This is a genomic window from Ihubacter massiliensis, from assembly GCF_024125305.1.
Lineage (GTDB): Bacteria > Bacillota > Clostridia > Peptostreptococcales > Anaerovoracaceae > Hominibacterium > Hominibacterium faecale.
Genome location: NZ_JAMXVH010000001.1, coordinates 310,450 through 334,678, shown reverse-complemented (window position 1 = coordinate 334,678; position 24,229 = coordinate 310,450). Strand labels below are relative to the sequence as shown.

Annotated in this window: 25 protein-coding genes and 1 other annotated feature; of the genes, 10 read left to right on the top strand and 15 right to left on the bottom strand. The window is 48.1% G+C overall.

Translation table 11 applies throughout. The annotated features are described in order from the left end of the window. Positions 1–33 precede the first annotated feature (33 nt). From NIA71_RS01585 to NIA71_RS01575, 3 genes are all read right to left on the bottom strand, one after another. Positions 34–1,410: an acetyl-CoA hydrolase/transferase family protein gene (locus tag NIA71_RS01585; RefSeq protein WP_227754997.1), complete on the bottom strand. Its 1,377-nt coding sequence runs from the start codon at positions 1,408–1,410 to the stop codon at positions 34–36. A gap of 21 nt (positions 1,411–1,431) precedes the next feature. Further along, positions 1,432–2,298: a 3-hydroxyacyl-CoA dehydrogenase family protein gene (locus tag NIA71_RS01580; RefSeq protein ID WP_253019538.1), complete on the bottom strand. Its 867-nt coding sequence runs from the start codon at positions 2,296–2,298 to the stop codon at positions 1,432–1,434. 257 nt (positions 2,299–2,555) lie between these two features. Then, positions 2,556–3,968, bottom strand: a complete 1,413-nt coding sequence (locus NIA71_RS01575; RefSeq protein WP_148394575.1) for a sigma-54 interaction domain-containing protein — start codon at positions 3,966–3,968, stop codon at positions 2,556–2,558. 119 nt (positions 3,969–4,087) lie between these two features. Here NIA71_RS01575 and NIA71_RS01570 point away from each other — a divergent pair, with 119 nt between their 5' ends. Both NIA71_RS01570 and NIA71_RS01565 read left to right on the top strand, forming a co-directional pair. Further along, the gene (locus tag NIA71_RS01570) at positions 4,088–5,512 is read left to right on the top strand and encodes a sigma-54 interaction domain-containing protein (RefSeq protein ID WP_148394573.1); all 1,425 of its coding nucleotides are present in this window, start codon (positions 4,088–4,090) and stop codon (positions 5,510–5,512) included. 99 nt (positions 5,513–5,611) lie between these two features. Continuing rightward, positions 5,612–6,751 carry a class I SAM-dependent methyltransferase gene (locus NIA71_RS01565; protein WP_227754995.1) on the top strand — a complete coding sequence of 380 codons (1,140 nt, stop codon included), beginning with the start codon at positions 5,612–5,614 and terminating at the stop codon, positions 6,749–6,751. Between the two features lie 3 nt (positions 6,752–6,754). Here the strand turns inward: NIA71_RS01565 and NIA71_RS01560 are convergent, their stop codons facing one another. From NIA71_RS01560 to NIA71_RS01530, 7 genes are all read right to left on the bottom strand, one after another. After that, on the bottom strand, positions 6,755–7,381 hold the full coding sequence (locus tag NIA71_RS01560; RefSeq protein WP_148394569.1) for an SdpI family protein: 627 nt from the start codon (positions 7,379–7,381) through the stop codon (positions 6,755–6,757). Then, entirely contained in the window at positions 7,378–7,647 is a 270-nt protein-coding gene (locus NIA71_RS01555; protein WP_148394567.1) for an autorepressor SdpR family transcription factor, read from the bottom strand. Before NIA71_RS01555 ends, NIA71_RS01560 begins: the two co-directional genes overlap by 4 nt. A 366-nt stretch (positions 7,648–8,013) precedes the next feature. Beyond that, on the bottom strand, positions 8,014–9,327 hold the full coding sequence (locus tag NIA71_RS01550) for a Na+/H+ antiporter NhaC family protein (RefSeq protein ID WP_227754994.1): 1,314 nt from the start codon (positions 9,325–9,327) through the stop codon (positions 8,014–8,016). A gap of 84 nt (positions 9,328–9,411) precedes the next feature. Then, on the bottom strand, positions 9,412–9,948 hold the full coding sequence (locus NIA71_RS01545; protein ID WP_148396567.1) for a LemA family protein: 537 nt from the start codon (positions 9,946–9,948) through the stop codon (positions 9,412–9,414). Positions 9,949–9,965: 17 nt separating this feature from the next. After that, positions 9,966–10,637, bottom strand: a complete 672-nt coding sequence (locus NIA71_RS01540) for a uracil-DNA glycosylase (RefSeq protein WP_253019527.1) — start codon at positions 10,635–10,637, stop codon at positions 9,966–9,968. Between the two features lie 75 nt (positions 10,638–10,712). Further along, positions 10,713–11,381 (bottom strand): DUF2812 domain-containing protein, encoded by a 669-nt coding sequence (locus NIA71_RS01535; protein WP_253019525.1) that lies wholly within the window; start codon positions 11,379–11,381, stop codon positions 10,713–10,715. Beyond that, positions 11,378–11,698, bottom strand: a complete 321-nt coding sequence (locus NIA71_RS01530) for a PadR family transcriptional regulator (protein WP_148396570.1) — start codon at positions 11,696–11,698, stop codon at positions 11,378–11,380. Before NIA71_RS01530 ends, NIA71_RS01535 begins: the two co-directional genes overlap by 4 nt. Before the next feature lie 295 nt (positions 11,699–11,993). Between NIA71_RS01530 and NIA71_RS01525 the strand changes: the two genes are divergently transcribed. Together NIA71_RS01525 and NIA71_RS01520 are read left to right on the top strand one after the other, a co-directional pair. Then, the gene (locus NIA71_RS01525; protein WP_148396571.1) at positions 11,994–12,362 is read left to right on the top strand and encodes a zinc ribbon domain-containing protein; all 369 of its coding nucleotides are present in this window, start codon (positions 11,994–11,996) and stop codon (positions 12,360–12,362) included. Positions 12,363–12,368: 6 nt separating this feature from the next. Then, the gene (locus NIA71_RS01520) at positions 12,369–13,103 is read left to right on the top strand and encodes a serine/threonine protein kinase (RefSeq protein ID WP_227754990.1); all 735 of its coding nucleotides are present in this window, start codon (positions 12,369–12,371) and stop codon (positions 13,101–13,103) included. Here the strand turns inward: NIA71_RS01520 and NIA71_RS01515 are convergent. The 3 genes from NIA71_RS01515 to NIA71_RS01505 form a co-directional block, all read right to left on the bottom strand. After that, entirely contained in the window at positions 13,084–14,631 is a 1,548-nt protein-coding gene (locus NIA71_RS01515) for a sodium:solute symporter family protein (RefSeq protein ID WP_253019523.1), read from the bottom strand. The two genes, NIA71_RS01520 and NIA71_RS01515, sit on opposite strands and share 20 nt — an antisense overlap. A gap of 73 nt (positions 14,632–14,704) precedes the next feature. Next, positions 14,705–14,966 (bottom strand) — a binding site (T-box leader). Next, complete coding sequence (locus NIA71_RS01510) at positions 14,966–15,697, bottom strand: queuosine precursor transporter (RefSeq protein WP_148396574.1); 732 nt, start codon at positions 15,695–15,697, stop codon at positions 14,966–14,968. It overlaps the preceding feature by 1 nt. After that, complete coding sequence (locus NIA71_RS01505; protein ID WP_253019522.1) at positions 15,690–16,406, bottom strand: radical SAM protein; 717 nt, start codon at positions 16,404–16,406, stop codon at positions 15,690–15,692. Before NIA71_RS01505 ends, NIA71_RS01510 begins: the two co-directional genes overlap by 8 nt. 237 nt (positions 16,407–16,643) lie before the next feature. Here NIA71_RS01505 and NIA71_RS01500 point away from each other — a divergent pair, with 237 nt between their 5' ends. Next, the gene (locus NIA71_RS01500) at positions 16,644–17,285 is read left to right on the top strand and encodes a DUF6873 family GME fold protein (RefSeq protein ID WP_253019521.1); all 642 of its coding nucleotides are present in this window, start codon (positions 16,644–16,646) and stop codon (positions 17,283–17,285) included. Between the two features lies 1 nt (position 17,286). Here the strand turns inward: NIA71_RS01500 and NIA71_RS01495 are convergent, their stop codons facing one another. Together NIA71_RS01495 and NIA71_RS01490 are read right to left on the bottom strand one after the other, a co-directional pair. Continuing rightward, positions 17,287–18,534, bottom strand: coding sequence for an immunoglobulin-like domain-containing protein (locus NIA71_RS01495; protein WP_253019520.1), 1,248 nt, complete (start codon positions 18,532–18,534; stop codon positions 17,287–17,289). Between the two features lie 22 nt (positions 18,535–18,556). After that, the gene (locus NIA71_RS01490; RefSeq protein ID WP_227754985.1) at positions 18,557–19,696 is read right to left on the bottom strand and encodes a GGDEF domain-containing protein; all 1,140 of its coding nucleotides are present in this window, start codon (positions 19,694–19,696) and stop codon (positions 18,557–18,559) included. 312 nt (positions 19,697–20,008) lie between these two features. Between NIA71_RS01490 and NIA71_RS01485 the strand changes: the two genes are divergently transcribed. From NIA71_RS01485 to NIA71_RS01465, 5 genes are read left to right on the top strand one after another with little or no spacing between them, the layout of a single operon-like run. Then, the gene (locus NIA71_RS01485; protein ID WP_227754984.1) at positions 20,009–21,100 is read left to right on the top strand and encodes an elongator complex protein 3; all 1,092 of its coding nucleotides are present in this window, start codon (positions 20,009–20,011) and stop codon (positions 21,098–21,100) included. A gap of 7 nt (positions 21,101–21,107) precedes the next feature. Further along, entirely contained in the window at positions 21,108–21,491 is a 384-nt protein-coding gene (locus tag NIA71_RS01480) for a GtrA family protein (protein WP_148396580.1), read from the top strand. Positions 21,492–21,518: 27 nt separating this feature from the next. After that, the gene (locus tag NIA71_RS01475) at positions 21,519–21,782 is read left to right on the top strand and encodes an ACT domain-containing protein (RefSeq protein ID WP_148396581.1); all 264 of its coding nucleotides are present in this window, start codon (positions 21,519–21,521) and stop codon (positions 21,780–21,782) included. 21 nt (positions 21,783–21,803) lie between these two features. After that, complete coding sequence (locus NIA71_RS01470) at positions 21,804–23,162, top strand: PFL family protein (protein ID WP_148396582.1); 1,359 nt, start codon at positions 21,804–21,806, stop codon at positions 23,160–23,162. A gap of 17 nt (positions 23,163–23,179) precedes the next feature. Further along, on the top strand, positions 23,180–24,208 hold the full coding sequence (locus NIA71_RS01465) for a 1-aminocyclopropane-1-carboxylate deaminase/D-cysteine desulfhydrase (RefSeq protein WP_253019519.1): 1,029 nt from the start codon (positions 23,180–23,182) through the stop codon (positions 24,206–24,208). Positions 24,209–24,229 lie beyond the last annotated feature (21 nt).

Genomic DNA, 24,229 nt, shown 5'->3' with positions numbered 1-24,229 from the left:
CTTATACTTTAAATAAGAGGAAACATCGTTTTCTTAATACTGAACTTTGCTGCTGTTCTTCCAAATTCCCATTTTCTCTGCTTCTCGAATCAAGTCTTCTTGGAACCTTGGATGGGCGATAGAAATCAAAAGTTCTGCCCTCTCCCATGTAGATTTACCCTTGAGATTGACTGCGCCAAACTCTGTAACCACATAATGTGTGGCGCTTCTAGGTGCCGAAACAATGGATCCTTGAGGCAGGGTGGGCATAATCAGAGACTGGACGCTGCCGTCACGATTGGTCCTGGTTGACGGCGTGCACAGGAAACTTTTTCCGCCCTGAGACTGAAAGGCCCCCATTACGAAGTCCAGCTGTCCGCCTGTACCGCCGATATGCTGCAGTCCTGCCGATTCGGAATTGACCTGTCCGAAGAGATCCACCTGCAGGCAGCTGTTGATGGAGACCACTTTATCATTGGCCGCAATGACTTCAACAGCATTGACATAATCCACCGGCGCCACATAGCCCATCGGATTATCGTCCAAAAAGTCATAGACTTCTTGAGAACCCATAGCAAAAGTAAACACCATTTTGCCTTTGTTGGTACGCTTATTGCCAGTGATTTTTCCTGCTTTATACAAATGCACATAAGCGTCTACGAACATCTCCGTATGTACGCTCAGATCATTGATATCCGATTCAGCGATTTTCTGTCCCACGTAGTTGGGCATTCCCCCGATTCCCAGCTGGAGGGTGGAGCCGCTTTCAATCCGTTCTGCAATATGTTCGGCAATTTTCTTTTCCGCCGCAGTAGCCTCTTTTGCGACGATGTTGGGCAATGGTCTGGCTTGCCCTTCCACTACCAGATCAATCTGGGAAATGTTGATGGTGTTTTGCATGCCATGAATAATCGGCTGACATGGATTTACTTCTACAATAACCTTCTTTGCCGATTTCATGATGCCCCAATATTCAGCCAGCTGGGGTCCGAAATTAAAATTCCCGTACTGATCCATCGGCGCTACCTGGAACATAGCCACATCGATGGGGCCGACGTTTTCGGCCATGTATTTGGGATTTTCCCGGAACTGGACCGGAATGAACCAGCAGCAGCCCTGTTTGTTCATCTTACGGTCCAAACCGCTCATGTGGGTGGACAAGTATTTAAAGTGTTTTGCCTGTGGATCCGCCTGAAGGATAGCAGGGGGCTCCGGATAATTCCATATGGTATCCATCACCAATACGTTTTCCAATTCTTCCGTTCTCTTGGCCAGGGCCAGATCCAAATCCCTTACAATGCCTCCAAAGAGTCCGTAGTGAACCCGATCGCCGGATCTCACTACCTTGACTGCTTCATCGGCAGTTACCAGTTTTTTTTCGTATTCACTGGCAACATCGCTCATCTTACAAAACGTTTTTCTTTCTTCCATTGATTGTTCTCCTCCTGTTATCTATTTGCTGTATTCGTAAAATCCTTTTCCTGTCTTGCGGCCATACTCGCCTTTGGCATAGTGTTCCGTCAGGCAGGCGGCCGGCCGGTCCGCCATATCACCGGTTGTCCGGAATTTTTCCATATATACGTTGTATTCCAGATCGATCCCTGTCATATCCAGGGTCTCAAGGGGCCCCATGGAATGTCCCAGAGCACCTTTGACTGCCGTATCGATATCTTCGATGGAGGCAATGCCCTGATCCACCAGATAACAAGCTTCCTTTGTCAGAGCGCTGAAGATACGGTTTACAACAAAACCATAGATTTCCTTTTCAATGGCAACCGGTGTCTTTCCTATGCTTTCTACAAAAGCGTATGCCGTATCAAAGGTCTCTTTGGCCACATGAGGGCCTCTGACAACTTCCACCACTTTCATCACCAGCGCCGGATTAAAGAAATGTACGTTCAGCACTTTTGATGGATCGCAGACAGCGTCCGCAAAGCGGGAACTGACGATATAAGAACTGTTGCTGGCAAAGACGGTATGCGCCGGAGTCGCAGCGTCCATAGCTGCCAGCGCCTTTTTCTTAACAGCAACAATGTCCGATACAGCCTCTATTACAAAATCGGCATCCTTTCCTGCTGCAGCCGTATCGGTGGTAAAGGTCAGAGCTTTTTGTATTTCCCGGGCTTCAGAATCTTTCATTTTCCCCTTGCTCACTCTTTTTTCTAACCAGGAATCGGAGAATTCCGCTGCCTTCTTAATCATATCTTCACTGATATCGTAACAAACGACCTGATAACCATGCATCGCTGTATGTATCGCGATTTGATTCCCCATGATACCGGCGCCCATTACCGTTACCTTTTTAATAGCGTCTAACATGTTTTCATCTCCTTCATCGTGTTTTCTTTATCTTACTAATCGCAACTGGCATGCCAATTTCGCGGCGCAGCTTCAATTTCTATCAAAAAACAGACACAGCCATTGAAAAACCCAGAAACTTTTTTTCAAAAGTCTCTGGGTTTTCTGACTGTGCCCCTTTTATATCTTTCAAATCGATGCAGTTTTACATCGTTATAAGATGTCGTCTTGCATAATTACATCACTTTGATGCTGATTCCCTCTTTAACTGGATTTGCTTATAATCCGTATTTTTTTAATTTCCGGATCACGGTAGACTGATCCACCTGCAGCGCCACGCCTACTTTTCTGCTGGAACCGTATTTTTCCTTTGCTTTTTTGAGCAGCTCTTTTTCGTAATTTTCCATAGCCTGCTGCAGCGGCACTTCTCCCTTTTCGTTCTTTTGCACATTGGCCCCCTCTTCCATCCAGGGGATATCATCCAGCTGCAAATACTCGTTGCTGCTGACTATCACCATGTTTTCCACAGTGTTTTTTAATTGACGGATGTTTCCCGGCCAGCTGTATGATTCAAATTCTTTAATTACTTCATAGGTGATCTTTTTGTCCTGTCCGTATTCCTTGTTAAATTTTCTTAGAAATTTTAATGTCATGGGTGCGATTTCCCCTTTTCGTTCTTTCAGCGGCGGAAGATCAACACTGATCACGTTGAGCCGATAGAACAAATCCTCACGGAATTGCTGGTCATCCACCATTTTCACCAAATCTCGGTTGGTCGCGGCAACGATCCGCACATCCACTGGAATCGTGCGCGTTCCGCCTACCCTCACAACAGTTCGGGATTCAAGCGCCCGCAAGAGCTTGACCTGCAGGTTCAGGCTCATTTCTCCGATCTCATCCAGGAAAAGCGTTCCTCCTGACGCAGCTTCAAACAGCCCAACCTTCCCTCCTTTGGCCGCCCCGGTAAAAGCCCCTTCTTCGTACCCGAACAGCTCACTTTCCAATAAATTCTCAGGAATCGCGCCGCAGTTAACGGTGATAAACGGTTTATCTTTTCGCAGCGTATTTTTTTCGTGCAGATATCTGGCTACCACTTCCTTGCCCACACCCGACTCTCCACAGATCAGTACAGTCGTATCAAAGGAGCAGACCTTTCCCAGCAAAGCATAGATATCCCGCATCCTGGGATCGGTCACGACAATCGTTTCTCCGCCTCCGTCCTCGTCTCCTTCAGCAGTCATTTGATCAAAGTAAAGCTTTTCCATCTTCTTCGCCTTCAACAGCTCTTCCTGCAGTTCATAGATTTCGGAGATATCTCTTGTATTGACAACAACTCGTTTTATTTGGCCGTTTTCATCAAAGATCGGCCGGCCGGTAGCCATAATGTTACGCCCATGCTGGGTTGTATGGTGGAGAGATACCGGCCCCTTCTGCTGTATGGCCAGCAGGACCGCAGAATTTTTCATCCATACAGGATTCAAAAACTCCTTAATATTATGGCCGATCATGTCTTCCTTTTTAATCCCAGTATTTCGTACATAAGAGGTATTTGCAAGGAGAGCGTTTCCTTGTCCGTCGGTAACCAGAATTCCGTCGAAGGAACCTTCTATAATCTCTTCCAGTTCCTCCATAATCAGTCTGGTATCTTCTAATTCCAGTTCCGTTTTTCTTTGTTCCATCTGTTTTTCCATAAATTTGCCCCTCTCATAGATGTCTCTATTATATTCTCATAGACGGTTTCTTGTCAAAGATTTGTCAAATTTGACAAGCCGGCAGATGTTGCTATACTATGTACAGGAGGTAGAACTTAATGGAATTAGGTCGTATTAAAGAAACTGTACAAAAAGCGGCGGAAGCAATTACTGCCGCGCTTGGAATTGAGACGGAAATCGTGGATTCCCATCTGATGATCATCGGAGGTACTGGCAGATATTTGGATAAAGTCGATTCTTATGAAGAAGGCGGCGATTTGGAGTCTCCATATTTGTACGGGTATCTGCTCAAAACCTGCTCCCATTATATCTGCCTGGACCCGGCAAAGGATCCCCTATACGATCCTCAGGAAAAGGAACTGGCAGAAATCTGCTGCCCCATTGTAATTGAAGGACAGGCAGCAGGGCTCATCGGCCTCGTGGCCTTCACTTCTGAGCAGAAAGAGAAGATTGGGACCAAACAAGAAACGCTGCTGGCCTTCCTCAAAATCATGGCCGAATTGATCGCCAGCAGACTGCTGGTAGAACTGCACAATCGTTCCCTGCGGCAGCGTCTCAATTCAGCGCTGGACATGTCGGCGGCTTCCGGGAGCTTTGACTCCATCATTGGCGATTCTCCGGTCATGGCTCGATTAAAACAGCGTGCTTTTCAGATTTCTTCCAGCGATTCCACGGTTCTCATCACCGGCGAAAGCGGCACCGGCAAGGAACTCTTTGCCCGGGCCATCCATACTTCAAGTTCCAGAAATCAAAAACCCTTCATATCCATCAATTGCGGCGCTATTCCGGAAATGCTGCTGGAAAGCGAATTATTCGGTTATGAAAAAGGGGCTTTTACCGGAGCCGATAAAAACGGCAAGATCGGAAAATTCGAGCTGGCCGACGGTGGTACTATTTTTCTCGATGAAATCGGAGACATGCCCCTTCACCTGCAAGTCAAGCTGCTCCGGGTACTTCAAACCAGACAGATCGACAAAGTGGGCGGCCAGTCGCCCGTCTCTATCGACGTGCGGATCATCGCTGCCACCAATCAGGATTTGGAAGCCATGATTAAAGAGAATCAGTTCCGGGAAGATCTGTACTTTCGTCTCAGCGTCATTCCTCTCCACATCCCTGCTCTCAGACAGCGGCCGGAGGACATCCCCCAGTTGATCGACCATGCCTTTTGCAAATTCCAGGACAAGCTGGGCAAGGATATCAAGACCATCAGCCGCAGCGCTTATCAATGCCTGGCCGCTTATGCCTGGCCGGGAAACGTTCGTGAGTTGGAAAACGCCCTCGAGTACGCCATTAATATGGAAACTTCCCAAGCCATTCAGATTGAAAACCTTCCCGATAAGATTCGAAATCCTCATACCAGTTCGGGTTCCGCAATGGATTTTAAAAAGCAGAGCGCCGACTACCAAAAGCAGCTGATCATCCGTTGTTTAGAGGAAACCGGCTGGTCTGTGGAGGGGAAACGAGAGGCGGCAAAGCGGCTGGGTATCAGCGAATCGACGCTGTATCGACGGCTGCGGGGCTAAAACCAACCTGTCCGGCAGGCTTGGAAAATCCGGCTGGGATTTTGAAGGAGGATATGTTACACTTGTAACGAATCGATTGAAGCAAGAGAAAGGTATATTATGAATCAGTTAAAAGAAACGTTTTCCACCTGTCTTTTCGAAAGGACGCCGGTCAAGATTATATTCAGCAGTCCGCGGAAAAAATCCCTGCCCTATCGCCGCGTCACCATCAGGCCGCTCCTTCACTGCGGCAGACCCTCCTGGCAGGCCGAATACACTTACGAAAAGAAGGCTATTCACGAAAATATTGAAAACGAACAGATTTTAGAGTTCTGCATTGATTTTGTCCTTCGGGATTTCAAACAGATCAACCTTTTTACAGAAGAAGAGGATGTGCAGATTCTGGCGGCAAAGCCGGACCGCCCCAGGATCACCCGGAAGCCGGGCACTTTAAAACAGGAGAATCTGGAGCATAATCAAGCGAAACAGTATATTATCCCCGACGGAACGCCCTGTGATTTTCTCATCCGCCTGGGCGTCATGAATGAGCAGGGCAAAGTTTTTCCAAAGCACTATGCCAAGTTCCGTCAGATCAACCGCTTCCTGGAGATCCTGCAGGACGTATTTCCCCACCTTCCCGATACCCGCGAAAAACCTCTGCGGATCATCGATTTCGGCTGCGGGAAAGCATATCTGACCTTTGCCCTCTACCATTATCTCAATGTGATGAAGAGCATGAATGCGGAGGTCATCGGCCTTGATCTGAAAGAGGATGTGATTGCCTTCTGCGGCCAGACGGCCTATGATCTGGGTTATACGAACCTGCAGTTTCTCATGGGAGATATCGCGGATTATACCAGCGATCACGCGGACATGGTCGTTACCCTTCATGCCTGCGACACAGCCACCGATTACGCGCTGATCAATGCGGTCAAGTGGAATACTTCGGTCATTCTTTCCGTACCCTGCTGCCAGCATGAGCTCTTTTCCCAGATCAAAAACGATCTGCACCAGCCCATGTTCAAACATGGCATTATCAAGGATCGGTTTACCGAACTGCTCACCGACGGCCTGCGCGGACTCAAACTGGAAGCCTGCGGCTACGATGTGGCCATGATCGAATTCACCAGCCTGGAGCACACTTCGAAAAACATCATGATCAAAGCGGTCAAAACCAAAGCCGCCAATTCCAAAGCTGCCGAAGAGTACGAAAAGCTGAAAGCATTCTATCAGGTAAATCCGACCATCGACTGTCTTTAAGGCTTATTGATGTTTTAAATAATATCTGTACGAACCGATAAAAGGAAACGCTACCATAATGAAAACAAGAATCAGGGTTACATAGGGGATTTTAAGAAAAGCGTTGGCAATCATTAAAATTCCCGCAGCAACCCACACAAATCCTGCCGTCCGGTGGGTATAATTCCAATTATCTTCATTCTGCAGCGTCCAGGGCAGCTTGATGCCGATCGTATAGTTTTGCTTGCATTTGGGCAGATAATTGCCCGCGATCACGATCATAACCCCTACCAGAGAACCAATGATCATACCTATGGGAATATCTTTTCCAAGAGCAATGAATAGGGTCACCGGCATGGCTACATTGCAGATTACCGGGCAAATCCAAAAAACAAGGCGGCGTATGACTTCCGGCTGCCGCTCTCTTTTGGGATCCCGATTGGTTGTAAAAATGGCCAGCGCGTCCACTGCGGCGAGAAACACCGGCAGCCCCACGACGACCAGAGCCTTAGACGCATAGTTATCAGGATTGCCTGTTGTATCGAAATGGATGGCCATCTGCTGTGGCAATTTATCCCAAAGAATGATCCCCAACACAATGGGCAATAAGCATAAAACGACCGATAAAACAGTCTGACTGCGTTTCATCATCTTTTTTCCCCTCCAAACTGTGATAACCACAGCATAAGTTCCTCAAAGACTGAGGAATTCAATTCATAATAGATGTAGTTTTTTTGTTTGTTTTCTGCGACCAGACCAGCTTTTTTCAATTGAGATAAATGATAGGAAATCGTTGCGCCGGTCATCTCAAATTTGCTGGCGATTTCACCGGCGGGCATTGGCCCATTTCTGAGCATAATCAAAATTTCTCTTCTCACGGGATCGGACAATGCCTTGAATGTTTTCTGAAAACCCAAATGCCTACCTCCTGATCAACAGTATTTAGAAATATTTCTAAATAGATTCTAACAGTTAGACCTGGAATGTCAATAGCTATTTCGAAATTTTTCTAAATAGATTTTAAATGACTCGCGGGGCCGGGAGTCGGAGCCGGGAACAAATCATCGTGATCTGTGCCTGAATGCCTTCCAAGCGATGATTTTAGGCCCTTTTTGCTGCCAATCCACCTAAAATCAGCAAGAAATTATCGCTTTTCTGACTTTTTTTCTTTTCCCACGATAAAAAATCATCGCTAACTTAGACTAAAACAAGCCCCAGCGATGATTTTACTTTTTGCCCTTTATTAATCCGGGCCCGAAGGGCCCGACCTTTTCAATTCTAATTTATTCTGTTTTCTGCGAATCCAGCTCCGCCTGCTGCTTGGATGTCAGCTTTTGCGGCCTGAAGAGCATGAAGAGAATGGCGCTGATGGCCATCAAAATGGGATAATACAGGTTGGGGATAATGTCCAGCGGCGTCAGCCCCACCAGGGCGGCGGCTGTCAAAAGCTGGGCTCCATATGGGATCAAACCCTGACCAACGGAAGCGAAAATATCCAGAATGGAGGCGACCCTTTTGGGGGCCACTTCAAATTCATCGCCGATTTGTTTGGCAATGGGACCTGCCATAACGATGGCTACCGTGTTATTGGCCGTACAGATATCCACCAACAGCACCAGGATCGCAATGCCGAATTCGGCGCCCCGCTTTCCCTTGGTGCGTTTTTTAATGGTATCAATAATCAGATCAATACCGCCGTTATTCTTAATCAAAGAAACGATGCAGGCCACGATGATGGAAATAACCGAAATCTCAAAGAGCCCCGCCATACCGTCGCCGATGGCCGTAAAGCTTTCCAAGAGGGTGAACTTTCCGAAGGCAACGCCGACAATCATGGAAAGAACAATCCCCGAGATCAGCACCAAAAACACGTTGAAGCCGATCAGCGCTCCGATCAGCACCACCAGATAAGGGATAACCTGCACGAAATTATACTCATAAACATCCTTGGTAACGGAAGTCATTTCCATGGTGCGTACATAGAAGATAATCAGCGTTACTACCGCCGCCGGCAGGACGATGAAAAAGTTCTGCTTGAATTTATCCTTCATTTCACAGCCCTGGGTTCTTACCGCGGCGATGGTAGTATCGGAAATCATAGAAAGATTGTCGCCGAACATGGCGCCGCAGACAACCGCGCCGATGCACAGGGACAGCGGAAAGGCCGTCTGCTGGGAAACTCCCAGCGCAATGGGCGCCAGCGCCGTAATGGTACCCATGGAGGTTCCCATGGAAATGGAGATAAAGCAGCCAATCACAAAAAGACCAACGACCATCAACCCCGGCGGCAGAATGGACAGTCCAAAATTAACCGTGCTGTCCACGCCGCCTGCTGCCGTCACTACCCCTGAAAAAGCGCCGGCCACGATAAAGATCAATACCATCGTGATGATATTCACATCTCCCGCCCCTTTGGAGATAATGTGAAGTTTTTCGTCAAATGTCAAATCCCTGTTCTGCAGCATGCCCACAAACAGAGCCGCCACAAATGCTACCAGCGCGGGCATTCCGTAGAAGTCCCCGCTGATGATCCCTACCCCGGCAAATAGTACGATGAATACAATAAAAGGCAATAATGCCCAGCCGCGTTTTTTCATGTTGTTTTCCTCTCTTCCAGTAAGTAATCAATCAATTCATAAGTTCGAACCTGGTCTTGCTGCATCAGCTTTTCCAGGTTCCGATCAAGTCCGTTTGCTGCCGATCTGTGTGTTGAGCATTGGCTTTCCCGTAAAATGAAACAGCCTGGCGACCAGATTGCTGGGAAAGCTGCCGACCCTTGTATTGAGCATCTTCACCAGCACATTATAAAAGCGGGCGAAATTCTCGATATCATTCTCAGCAGAAAGCAGCTGCTTTTCTGCGTTAAGAAAGCCTCTCCCCGGCTCTCCCCGGCTCCGGACCTGCTCCATCAGTTCTCCCAGCGCATCGGACAGTTCATTTTCACAGCCTACCTTCTCTTCCATGTCTTCGGCGTCCTTAGCCGCATTTTTCCGCTGAAGGGCGATTTTCGCCAGCTCAGGATCAAAGTCCTGACAGTTTTCTGCAGCTGCTGTCACTTTTTTAACCAGCCCATGGCGCTTCTTCAAATACACTTCCATGGTCGCAAAAGCCTCTTCAACACTGTACTTCAGCTTGAGAAATCCTTTGTAAGACAGGACGAGCCAAATCAAGATAACGGCTGCCAGCACAGCGGCCGCTATGATAATATTCAGGTTCATGATTTCTTCTCCTTATCTTACTCGGGAATCTGCCAATTGATCGGCTCTTTTCCAAAGCGTTTTAAAAAAGCGTTTGTTTTTGAAAAATATCTTCCGCCCCAGAATCCCTTATGGGCTCCCAGCGGGCTGGGATGGGCTCCGGTGAGAATGAGATGCCGGTTATTGGTAATCAGGCTCTGCTTTGCCCGGGCATTTCCGCCCCAGAGTATGAATACCATCGGATCTTCCCGATCATTGAGCAGCCGGATAATCCGGTCGGTGAAGATTTCCCAGCCCTTGCCCCGGTGGGAATTGGGCTGGCTCCGTCTTACCGTAAGCACCGTATTGAGCAGCAGAACCCCGTTGTTTGCCCAGCTTTCCAAGCAGCCGTGGGACGGAGGGTCGATCCCCAGATCATCCTTCAGCTCTTGAAAAATATTGACCAACGACGGCGGTGTTTGTACTCCTTTTTGCACAGAAAAACAAAGGCCGTGAGCCTGTCCCGGCTGATGATACGGATCCTGCCCTAAAATAACTGCTTTTACCTCCTTATAGGGCGTGAATTTCAACGCATTGAACAGATCGTACATATTCGGGTAGATGACTTTGGTCTTGTATTCCTGGATCAGAAACTGTCTCAGCTTCTGATAATATTCTTTTTCAAACTCTCCCTCCAGGACCTGGTCCCAGTCGTTTCCTATGTTCACCATAGATTCTATTATAGCGGACTTGCAGGTTTCTGACAATGGGGGAAATTTGCCAGCTTCAAATGCTTTTTTCAATAATCACATAAGTTTTTCGACAATATAAATAACGATACTGCCAACTTGCATCATAACCAAAAGTAGAGAGAGGTAAAGCAGCGGAGAAATATTCAAAAACACTTCATACCGTTTTGCCGGATTCCCGTCTTTTATTTTCCTTTTTTTCTTTTGCCCGTAAATAAAGGTACTCACGAAGAGAACGAGGGGCAGGTAAAACAAGAAGATTGTTTTTGTACTGAGGAAGAACTCGCTGATGATATCTTCGGGGCCATATATGATAAATCCACAAAGAATAATCAGCACATAGGCAATGCAGAAAACGGTGCCCACCCTCCCGTTTCGGTAGGTATCGTCAAAATTATTCTTTTCAACCTGCGCATCAGTATGCAGGGGCACCGGACTTTCAATCTCACTTTTGTTCCTGAAGTAGTATACATAGGAGGTACTGTCGATATATTCCCAGCCACTATCGCCGCACAATTGCAGGTATTCGTCTTTGGCCTGCCCGAGATCCCGAAAGAAATCAACGCAATAACACTGCTCCTGCGGTTCTCCTTTTTTAAAGGAAGCCAGACACAAGCCCGCGGATTCAAACTGGTATCCTCTGGCTGCCATATAGGCAAGGTATTGTTCCACTTTCTTTTTCGTCTCAATTTCAGGCCTCGGCCAGAATTTGTAAAGATAATTCATTTTGACGCTCCTTTCAATATTTCCTTTCCATCGGATACCTGATTGGATAAACGTTTGTACTCCTCTTCCAGGATTGTTTTGCCCTTTGGTGTGAGGCGGTATAGTTTCCGGCGCTCTTCCACTTTCGTCTTTTCGACGATACCCTCTTCATCAAACCGTTTCAGAAGGTTGTAGACTGTCCCTGCGCCCAAATTCACTCGTCCCTTTGTCAATTCTGCTGTGCTTTTAATGATGTCATACCCGTGCCTCTCTTCTGTCAAAGCCAGCAAGATGTAATACATTGGCTCGGTAAGCGTATCCAATTGTTGCTTTGCCATATCTGCCTCCATATATCTAACATAACTATATTTAATATAAATATATCATAATCTTAGAATTTGTCAATTTAAATATGCACCATTACAAAACATCCGCTGCAAGATGAGCCAAGACTTCACCAGAAGCAGTACAACGGGGGAAATTTGCCAGTCTCAAATGTTTTTTTAATCTTAGTTTAATGTTCAGGCTATATACTTATATATATGATGCCTGCGGGATTGGGATCACGCATCCTGCTGTGATCGATCAGCAGCAATCCAAGGCAAAGCTTTTCATTCAAAAGGAGGAACCACCATGAGCTTTTTTTCAGCATCAAGCGGTAGAAACCCGTACAGAAATCCCCATAACGGCGGACGTCATTATCAGAAAAAAGGTCTGTTGGGCAAGTTGGGAGGCCTGATGGGATCGTTCAGCAGCGGAAGGGGATATTACCCGGAGGGGAACCAATATCAACAGCCAAATTACCAGCAGCCCTTGTCTTCCAGCGGCCAGCCACAGGAAAATTCCTTCTGTCCGTCCTGCGGCTCCCAAGTTCCTGCCGGATCGAAATTCTGTCTGGAATGCGGTGCTAAGATGAACAGCGGCTCCATCTGCACAGGCTGCGGACAAAAACTGCCGGACAACGCAAAATTCTGCCCGTCCTGCGGCGCTCCCAGGAAATAGTCCCAAATGCTCCTTTTTCCAAAAAGATATATAGGCCGCAGCTTTCAAGGCTACAAGCTGGAAAAAAGCCTCGGCCAAGGCAGGTACGGCAGCTGTTTTGCCGCCCGATCCGCAGGCGGCAAGCTTGTGGTGCTCAAACGTCTCCACAATCCGATGAAAAAAAAGAACACAGGCAAAAATCATTTTGAACCTGTGATTCTTTCTATGCTCCGGCACCCTGCTGTGCCTGAGCTGTTGGGGATTGTCAACGAAGGCCGCAGCTATTTTTTTGTGCTGGAATATATGCCCGGCATATCGATCAAGCAGCTGCTCTTTTCCCGCCGCCATCCCTTTACGTATGAAGAGATCCATCAAATTATGGTGCAGCTCTTGGACCTGATCGCTTATCTTCACCATAAAGACATCGTCCATAGGGATATTCGCATTTCCAACGTCCTGTGGGATCCGGACCAGCAGCGGCTGTCTCTGGTGGATTTCGGACTGGCCAGATTTGCCCATCAGGAGCACGCTCTCTTCCAGTCCGACTTTTCCTATCTGGGAGACTTTTTTCTTTACTTATTATATGCCCTTTACCCTGTTTCCAAAGGCAGCGGCGGCAAACAGCCCTGGTACCGGCAGCTGCCCCTGTCCGCCGGCCAAATGGAATTTCTCAAACGCTTGCTGGGCCTGAGTCCGCCCTATTCTCAAATCTGCTCCATCCGGCAGGACTTTCTTAAATCTTTTACTCCTCCCCATCGCTGAGGGCAAATTTTGCCGGCACTTTCACCGGCTCTTCATACCAGGAGAAGCAGTTTTCCACCATCTGGCGGTCCAGCTTGGGCGTCAGCCAGCTCACCACCGGGACTATAATCAGCCCAGAAAGCATGGCGAAGGCGCCCGCATTGATTGGCGATTGCAGGATCATGGGGAAAGATTCTCTGAAAAGCAGATTGAGCATCATCAGCCCCGCGCCCCAGACATAGCTGCACCAGCAGGCGATCTTGGTAGTCCCCTTCCAGTAAAGACCATAGAGCAGCGGCGCCAGGAAGGCGCCTGCCAGCGCGCCCCAGGACACGCCCATCAGCTGGGCGATGAAGGTTACCGCGCTCCTGTACTGAATGACTGCGATCACAACCGATATGGCGATAAAGACTACAATTAATACACGAATCACAAAGACCTGGGTCTTATCGCTCATGTTCTTGATGAAATTGTCCTTGAGAAAATCGATGGTCAGGGTTGAACTGGATGCCATTACCAGTGAGGACAGCGTTGACATGGATGCCGACAGCACCAGCAGCACCACCAGCCCCACCAGGGCGTCCGGCAGGTTGGAAAGCATCGTGGGAATGATAGCGTCAAACCCGTCCGCTTCGATATTAATCTGGTCAGAGAACAATCTACCGAAGCCGCCCAGGAAATAGCATCCGCCAGCCACGACCAGGGCAAACAGCGTTGAAATGATCGTTCCTTTATGTATGGATTTTTCGCTTTCAATGGCGTAAAATTTTTGTACCATTTGAGGCAGACCCCAGGTTCCCAGGGATGTGAGGATGACCACGCCCAGCAGGTTGAGCGGATCAGGACCGAAGAAGGAATTAAAGGCGCCCGGAGTCGCAGATACAGCCGGATCTTCCACGCTGGCCAAGCCGTTTAAAGCTTCCATAAAGCCGCCTTTGCTCATAATCACCGCCGCGATGACGGCTATAATTCCAAAGAGCATGATGATCCCCTGAATAAAGTCATTGATTGCGGTTGCCATATAGCCTCCTGCAATGACATAGATCCCGGTCAGCACGGCCATAATGATGATGCAGACCGTATAATCGATATGAAAGGCCATCCCGAAAAGCCGGGAAAGACCGTTGTACAGGGAAGCTGTATACGGAATCAAAAAGATAAATATGATAACGGATGCTCCCACTTTGAGCGCTTTGCTGTTAAATCTGGCGCCAAAGAATTCCGGCATGGTGGCAGAATCCAAGTGCTGGGTCATGATCCGTGTCCTGCGGCCTAAAATCACCCAAGCCAAAAGGGAACCGATTAAGGCATTGCCGATGCCGATCCAGGTGGAGGCGATGCCGTATTTCCATCCGAACTGTCCTGCGTAGCCGATAAATATAACAGCGGAAAAATAGGAGGTGCCGTAAGCGAACGCCGTCAGCCACGGCCCTACGGAGCGCCCTCCCAGAACAAATCCGTTCACGTCGGTGGCATGCTTTCTGCAATAAAGGCCGATTCCGATCATGATGGCAAAGAATACACACAATAGTAAGATTTTGATTAACATAGTTTTTTTCAATCCTTTCTGTTTTATTTTACAGAGCGTATTTCCAAAAACGAAAAAACCCTCTGAACTATGTTCAGAGGGCAGATTATATACCGCGTTACCACCTCTGTTCACTGCAGCCTCACAACCGCAGCCTCACTGAGTTCTTACTAAACTCGCTCACTATAACGGGTGAACCCGTTCCAACCTATTTGCGGAATTCCTTTGCATAAAATTCCCGTTCAGCGGACTGCTCGCAGAATGTATTCGATCCGACGGTTTCCTGCGCCTCTCACCTTCCGGCTGCTCTCTGTAGGGCTTTGGCGGATTTACTAGTTTCTGGTCTTCGCATTTATCAATTATTATTGCATGAATTATTATTCATGTCAAGAAAATTTTTCTCTTTTTTCATCCTTCTGGCCAGATAGATAACCGGCGTATCGGCCAGACTTGTGACCAAAAAGATCACATAGCTGGACACGCATATACTGATCAGCGTCGATAGATCATACATGGAGAAAAACGCGCCGAAGGTATATAGCACCGTATTGAGGATTTGGGATATCATGGTGGATCCATTGTTTCGCAGCCATAAAAACCGTTTGCCGTCGCCGCACCGCTTGGTCGTAAAGGCCCACCATTTGTGATAAGCCCATACATCAAAGCGCTGGCATATGGCATAGACCAGAAAACTGACAATCATAAGTCTTGGCGTATTGGTAAAGATGGTTTCAAAGCTTTCCCTGGCCCAATCGCTTGCAGCCGGCGTATAAAGGAGCCAGGACTGGGAAATGAGAATAAAAGCCACGGAAGTGGCGATGCCGATGTTGACCGCCTTCTGGGCAGCTTTTTTCCCTGCGGTTTCACTGAGAATGTCCGTGATTAAAAAGGTGGCCGCAAAAAGAATGTTGCCCAGGGTCTGCTCCATACCGAAGGCGTCCACCATCAGCAGGACTTCCATATTGGCTGTAATCGTGGCAATTACCGTGCAGCAGTAGAGGCCGGTTCTGCCGAAAATCCGGTACATAACCAGAACGCCTCCGTAGATCAGGATCAGCGATCCCATCAATAATAGTTCGTTATTCATGTCTTGATTCTCCTCCAACGCCAAAGTCTGTGTTTTCCAACAGAATATCGACCCGGCTGTCCGCGCTGTACTTTGGATAGATCCGGTCTTTGAAAATGTCAAGGACAACGGGATCCGGCTCCATCCGCGATGTGTTTTTCGTCATCAGATTGACACAAACCCGGTTGAAAAACGCAAGGCCGGTCTCCATATCCTTGATCATAGAAGCTTCGCTCTGCCCGGTCAGTCCGAACAACAGACAGACCTCATCGGCGTAACGTGCGATTTCCTGCGGCTTTACGTGGTCCATGCCCTTTTGCAGCACACCATCCCGAAAAACCTCATCAAAGGTTTCCACTCCCATTTTTACCGTCACTTGAATCCCATGCTCTCCAAAAAAGCTGCGGAATTGGGAAAGGGTTTCCCGATCGCGCCAGTGGCACTCCAAATGAATCCGGCTGATGGTTTTATCTTTGCAAACCTGCAGAATTTCACCTATCGATTCTTCATCCAGGTCGCAAAAGCTGCCCGAATTGATGACTTCCAAACTGCTGTAAATGCCTTCCACCTGTCCAAGCACCTGTTTATTAAGCCGATAGTTTGCTTTTTCATCAGATGAAAAATCCAGGTGATAATCGCAAAAGCGGCATCTTCTCCATTTGCATCCGCTGCCCCGGAGGAGAACGATCTCCCGGGGATTTTTTTCTGTTATTCTGCTGTATCGATCCATAAGCGGGTCCTTTCCGATAAATTTCCCAACAAAAAAGGCGCTTCCTTAAAAGCACCATCCCAAATGACAGCGGATTGACATGCACCGCTGCGGTTCCCGTAGTTTTGTTTAGAGACAGGATGGTCGCGAACTGTCTGATTCTGTTGTTACGGATATGTAGTATACCCGCTCATCCGAAGAAATGCAAGAAAATTTTTATGAAAATGTCCTTTGCCATGCTATACTTGGGATATGAGTATGATTTATGTATCCCAAACGGCCAACTCCATATTGATCGACCATTTGCAGCGGGCCGGGCATCAAGTCCATTTGATCGCCCCCACAGACCGCACCTACGACCCGGTGTCCGCCCATCCGGATATTTATCTGTGCGGGATGGGGCCGGGCGGTTCGGTTTTTTTCGGCGATCCTTCCAAAATTGGCCCCAAGTATCCGCAAAACATCGTTTACAATGCAGCCTGCACTGGAGCCTTTTTCATTCACAATTTGACCTATACGGATCAAGCGCTGCTGACACAAGCAGAAAGTATGGAGAAAATCCACGTTCGGCAGGGGTATGCCAAATGTAATATCGTGATTGTAGATGAAACCTCGATCATCACCGCAGACCGGGGCATTTATAAGGCGTGCAGCGGGAAGCTGGATGTGCTGCTGGTGGATCCGGGGCATGTGGCTTTGCGGGGCTTTCCTTATGGTTTTCTGGGCGGAGCCTCCGGTCGGGTTGGAGATGAAATCATCTTTAACGGCAATCTGAAGTCCCATCCCGATTACGAAAAAATTCGATCGTTTATTGAAAGCCGCCGCTTGAAGGTCAAGTATTTCAGCCAATACGCCCTTGAAGATATCGGAAGTATCATCCAAGGGGCACCGGCTGACTAACTCACTCGGCGCTGGTACCCGGCGGCATTACCATGTTCTGGAATCTCTGAAGGCTTTGTCCCATGGACATTCTTACCCGGGGCAGGAGCAGAGGATCCATTCCCGGCCTGGCCTTGCCGCTTTCTGTGGTCACTGCACACAGAAAACCTGCTTCTTCCAGGATGTTTCGGCACTCCTGGGTATAGTCCCCATATGGATAGGCAAAGGCATCGCTGTTTCCGCATTTTTCTATGGACGCTTTCAAATCTTCCAAAGCCTCTTCCCTAGGCAGCGCGGTAAAGATTCCGCCGTGGCCGATATTGCCTCCCGGCCGATGCATGTTGTCCGAATGGGATTGATAGGTGACATACTGGCTCTGATACTTCTTTACCTTTTTCGCGCCGTCTCCCGATGTGATCATAAAACAGGTAGCCGGAACCTGGCATTTTTCCAGTACCGGGATACCTACTTTGAGAAAGCTTTTGGCGCCGTCGTCAAAACAAAGAACAATGCTCTTATCCGGCAGCAAAAGTTTGCCGTCCACATAGTCGCGCACCTCCTGCCAGGTGGGAAAGTAATAATCTTCGGATTTGAGCCAGTTCAGCTCTTCTTCCAAGTCATGGGCTTCAATATAGTTTCCAAAGCGATGGTTGAGGTCATCGGGCGGATCGTTTCGGTCATAAACATAATGATACATGCAGATGGGTAGTCCCGGAGTCTGATAGTCCGTATTGGGCAGAACATTGATCTGCCTTGTAACGGTGGTGCTTTTTCCGCTGTCGTCAGAAACAGTATAAGTGATTTCCGTTTTACCCGCTTTTTTAAGATCGGGCATGTCCACCTTTACCCGTTTCTTCAGATTGGTTCCGTTCTGATCTTCAGCCGTATAGCCCGGTTCCTGAAACTCTTCCCCCAGCTTAACGTTCAAGGGGTCTTTTCCTTTTAGCCTTAAGACTGGATCCATCTTGTTTTTTACGGTAATGTGCCGTTCTATATCCAGGTTTCCCAGGGTGTAAGTGATGGTATAGTCCCCCGGTTTTTCCAGGTTCAAGTCGCTCTTTATCTGAATTTGACTGCTCACATCCTTGCCGCCTTTCTTGGCAGCTGCCCCTGGGTCCTCAAAGGTCTGGCAAAGATTCAATTCTACATTTTTATCTCCATTGAGTACTAGAAAATACTGGGTCTGATAATAGGCAAAAATTCCAGCTCCTGCCAGAATCACCAGCAGGGCCAGCCCTATTACAATGATTTTCGTCTTTTTTCTTTTCATGTTTCCTTCCTCTCATTCACACTTAACACATTTGTTCCGCTTCATCCTGCCAAACTACAAATTCGTCCTTCCCCCGCAGCTTTGCATAATACATCGCTTTATCAGCCCTGGCAAACAGCTGGTTGAAATCCATTGCTTCCCCGCCACAAACAGCGATACCGACGCTGCAAGTCACCTGCAGAGACGAGGCGTCAAATTTCACCTTTGAAACCGCATCGATCACCAGCTCTGCCCTTGTTTCTGCAACCTTTCTATCGCTGGTTCCTACCATGAAGGCCAGAAATTCATCGCCTCCGATCCGCCCCAGAATATCTTCTTCGCGAAAACACTCCCGCAGACATTTGCCAATTTTCGTCAGAACCAAATCCCCTTTCATATGTCCCTGCTGGTCATTGATCCCCTTGAAATCATCCAGATCAAGGATAAACAAAACGCCCTGGGGCTGGCCCTCCTTCTGTTTCAGATATTGACTGCATAGCTGCTGTGTCATCCTCTTATTATACAAACCCGTCAAACTATCAATCGAACTGAGACGCTGAAGCTGCACCTTTACTTTATATTCTTTCAATCTCAAGTCTGTAACGATATATGCACAAATCAGACCGATGATAAGCGCTGCAGCCGTAGCAAAGGCATCATAACTGTATGCGTCAGCAGTTTTCAGCCCATGATCAATCACCAAAAAAACAGCGGCAAATCCAATCTGCATCATCGCCAGCTTTGCAAAGGTAAAAACAAATAAAACCGATAGTGCCACCAGAGCTGTTGGAAAATAGATCGCGGGCTTTTCAGGGAATGGGTAGATGCTGACCGTTATTATAAAAGCCATAACTAACAGGCAAAAAATCACACAAAGACAACTTACTGTCCGGTATTTCAGTTTTTTACTCCGATCCTGATAAATGAGTACAAGGTCAAAACAGATTTGTAGCGAAATATAGAACAAATACACATAATCCAATTCCGGCGATTTGAATACGAAAAATGCCATAATCGCATAGCCGATCAAAACCATTGAGTAGAGCAGGCTGATACGCTTCAAGATGGTGCGATTCTTTTCGGCAATATCCTCACGATTTTCCGTTATGTATTTACGGTTCTTCACTTGAAAGGCTTTTAGAGACTTCCAAATTCTAGGTCCAATCCATACTTGTCTTTTCATGGGTAGATCATCCCCCTTACCCTGCGCAGATTTTTTAAGATACGAACTGTATCGATCCTGGGAATCGGAAAACTATCAAAAACTCACTGTTAAGCTTTTGATTTTGATAGTCCATGGCTCAAATTGCCTCGATCAGAGCTGTCCAATGAGGAAACTGTCAGAAAACAAGTGTTTTTTCAACAATCCCGATAGTCGGTGCCTTTTCCATGCCTTCTCGGTGTCCCTCCGGTTCCTCGAATAAGTTCTCACTTTTCAAAAAATACGCTGGATTCATTATATCATACTCTCCATTTATGTTAAAATATAATTATTATGAAAAAGCATGCAATTATACCGATTTTCATTCCTCATCAGGGCTGCCCCAATGATTGTGTTTTCTGCAATCAAAAGGCGATCACTGCCAGGCAGCCGGACATGAGCGAAGGGGAAATCATAAACACAATCGAAACCTGGCTCTCCACGCTAACCGGACGGCCGGGCATTGAAACGGTGGAAATCGCCTTCTTCGGCGGCAGTTTTACCGGTATTGCCATGGAAAAGCAATCCCGATACCTTGCCATTGCCAGCCATTACAAAAATCGGGGGCTGGTGGACAAGATTCACCTTTCCACCAGGCCCGACTACATCGACGAAGGGATTTTGGACAATCTGAAGGCTTATGGAACCGATGTGATCGAGCTGGGCGTCCAGTCCTTTGACGATAAGGTTCTAACAGCTTCCGGGCGGGGACATGACAGCAGCGCTGTCTACCAGGCCAGCCGTTTGATCAAGGAGTACGGCTTTGAGCTGGGCATCCAGCTGATGATCGGCCTTCCGGGTGATTCCAGGGAATCCTGCCTCTTTTCGGCAAAGGAGACCGCGGCCATCGGCCCTTCCATCGCCCGGCTCTATCCCACCGTGGTCATCGAAGGCACCCAGCTGATGAACATGTACGCAAGCGGCGCTTACACGCCTCTGACTACGGATGAAGCTGTGGACATTACCAAAGATATGTATCAAATCCTCACCGGTGCGGGAATCCGGATTATTCGGGTAGGTCTGAAAAGCTCCGATTTGATCCGGGACGACGGTCAGGTGGGCGGTCATACCTTCCACCCTGCCTTCCGCCAGCTGGTGGAGGGGGCCATTGCCCGGGAAAAGATGGAGAAGCTGCTGGAAAAAACGACTGCCCTTTCTTCGTTTTCAGAGCCCTTTTCGCCCTGCTGTCAGCCTCTTGCCCCCAGAGAAGTAACCTTTTTCAGCAATCAGAAATGGTTTTCCAATATGATCGGCCATAAGGGCTGCAACAAGACATATTTGGCAGAGAAATATCCCGGCTGGGGTTTTCATTATCAGACTCACGATTTAGAGGATGGTTCGATTGCCATTGCTGTTGCAGACGGCCATCATATTGTGGTAGAATAGGGAAGTTATGAAAGAGCTTATCAAACAATTTTTGCGTTTTACAGCAACGGGAGTAACCTGCTTTACCATTGATTTCGGTCTGATGGTTTTCTTGAAAGAAGTTTTCGGCGTTCACTACCTGGTCGCATCGGGGCTTTCTTTTTGCGCTGCTGCCGGTATCAATTACAGCATCAGCGTCAAATGGGTCTACGATACCAGGGATAAAAGCTTGAACCCGGCAGCCTTTACCGTCTTTCTCATACTCAGCGCCATCGGTCTTTTGATGACCCAGCTGCTGATGTGGCTTTTGGTGGACAAGGCCGGTCTCTATTATATGCTGTCAAAAGTTGTTTCCGGCATCATCGTTTCCTTTTATAACTTCTTCACCCGCAAGAAATATTTGGAGCGATGAGCGAATAAACTGAATTTAGGAGGAATTATGAAAGCAGTAATCACAGTAATCGGAAAAGATATGGTGGGCATCCTGGCCAAGGTCAGCGGTACCTGCGCCGATGTTAACGCCAATGTAGTAGAAGTAACCCAATCCATCCTGCAGGACTACTTTGCCATGATCATGCTGATTGATATTCAAAAGATGAACTGCGATTTGGAAAAGCTGAAGGCAAAACTGGAAGAAAATGTTCCCAGCATGCAGATCCATGTGATGCACGAGGACATTTTTAATTCCATGCACAGAATCTAAAGCTACTGGAGGAATGAAACTTTGATCAATATGAATGACATCATGGAAACCATCACCATGATACAGGAAGAAAATTTAGACATACGAACCATTACTATGGGGATTTCCCTTTTGGACTGCTGCGACGGCGATATCGACCGTTCCTGCCAGAAGGTTTATGACAAGATTTACCGCTGCGCCAAGGACCTAGTCAAAACCGGCGAGGATATTGAGAAGAAATACGGGATTCCCATCGTAAACAAACGGATCTCCGTCACACCCATCGCCATGCTCTGCGGCGCTTCCGGCGGTGATCCTGTAAAATACGCGAAAACTCTGGATCGGGCGGCCAAAGATGTAGGCGTCAACTTTATCGGCGGCTATTCCGCCCTCGTCCAGAAAGGATTTTCTCCAGGGGATAAAGACCTGATTGAATCCATTCCAAGAGCGCTGGCAGAAACGGATTACGTCTGCTCATCGGTCAATGTGGGTTCCACCAAAACCGGAATCAATATGGATGCGGTAAAGCTGATGGGCGGCGTTGTGCGAGAAGCTGCCGAACTGACGAAAGATCATCAGTGCATCGGTGCTGCCAAGCTTGTTGTATTTTGTAATGCTCCGGAAGATAATCCCTTTATGGCAGGAGCCTTCCACGGCCCAGGCGAACCGGACTGTGTGATCAACGTAGGCGTTTCCGGCCCTGGCGTTGTCCGCTCTGCCCTTTCCAAAATGCCGGAGGATGCCGATCTAACGCAGATAGCCGACAAAATTAAGAAGACTGCTTTTAAAATAACCCGTGTAGGGCAGCTGGTCGGCACCGAAGCTTCCCAGCGGCTGGGGGTTCCTTTCGGGATTATTGATTTATCGCTAGCCCCTACACCGGCCATCGGCGATTCCGTGGCACACATCCTGGAAGAAATCGGCCTGGAACAGTGCGGCGCCCACGGAACAACGGCTGCTCTTGCCATGCTCAATGATGCGGTCAAAAAAGGCGGCGTCATGGCCTCTTCCAATGTGGGAGGTTTGTCAGGCGCTTTCATTCCGGTCAGCGAAGATGCGGGTATGATCAGCGCTGCCAGGAACAAAACGCTTTCCATTGAAAAGCTGGAAGCCATGACTGCCGTATGCTCGGTAGGTCTGGATATGATTATCATCCCGGGTGATACTCCATCAGAGGTGATCTCCGCCATTATTGCCGACGAAGCAGCCATCGGCATGGTCAATTCCAAAACCACCGCTGTACGGGTCATTCCGGCCGTGGGCCTTGGGGAAGGAGAGGAGCTGGATTTCGGCGGGCTTCTCGGCAACGGCCCGGTTATGAAACTGAACACAAAATCTCCGGCTAAAATGATCGACCGCGGCGGCCGAATCCCCGCACCGCTGCAAAGTCTGAAAAATTAAAAAGAGGTGTTATTGCAATGTCACTTGGATGTAAGAAAGTACCGTTTTTGAACTTACCCACCCCACTAGAGTACCTGCCGGGTGTTTCCCGCGATTTGGGGATCAACTTATACCTCAAGCGGGATGATCTGACAGGCTATGGAATGGGCGGCAATAAGCTGAGAAAGCTCGAATACTTTTTATTCGATGCTCAGCAGCAGGGAGCTACCATGCTGCTGACCGTCGGCGGGGCCCAGTCCAATCATGGCAGGCTGACCGCGGCCGTCGCTGCCAAATATGGGCTCAAGTGTGCTATTGTCGCCATCGATGAATATCCGGGAGAGGTGTCTTCCAATATTTTGTTGGATCGGATTATGGGAGCAGAAGTGATTCTCAAAGAGGACGATCATCAGCGCTCTGAAATGGTTCAATCCCACGAAACTGCCATGGCTGTCAAAGAACGTTATGAGGCGCAAGGTGAAAAAGTCTATTATATTCCCATGGGCGGTTCCAATGAACTGGGAATTTTGGGCTATTATGACTGTGCTCAAGAACTGACCGTCCAGGCTGCTGAAATGGGAATCTCTGACAGCCGGGTCATCACGGCGGTGGGCAGTATGGGCACCTATATGGGACTGTTCTGCGGCCTGCGGGATATCCAATCCCCCCTTTCCCTCACCGGTGTTTTAATCATGCCTTACGAAGAAAGCGTCCGCGCTTTTGCCAAGGACTATTTTGATCGAGTGAAAGAGGGCTACGGCCTGGAGTTTGATGCGGAAAAATCCGATTTTCATATTGACGAAGACTATTTCTATAAAGGGTATAACAATTCCGTGCCTCAAGTCCGGGAAGCGATCTACCAGATGGCCAGAAAAGAGGCGATCATCCTCGATCCATGTTATACGGGAAAAGCCTTCAATGCCATCTGCCAGATGGTCCGCGATCGGAAAATCCAACAAGGCGAAACAATTATCTTTATACATACTGGCGGGCAGCCTGGAATTAATACACCGCACCATCGAATCGAGTTTGAACGGGAACTGTCCGATGGAATCAAAATTTTGTAAACGCCAAAGGAGCACATACTT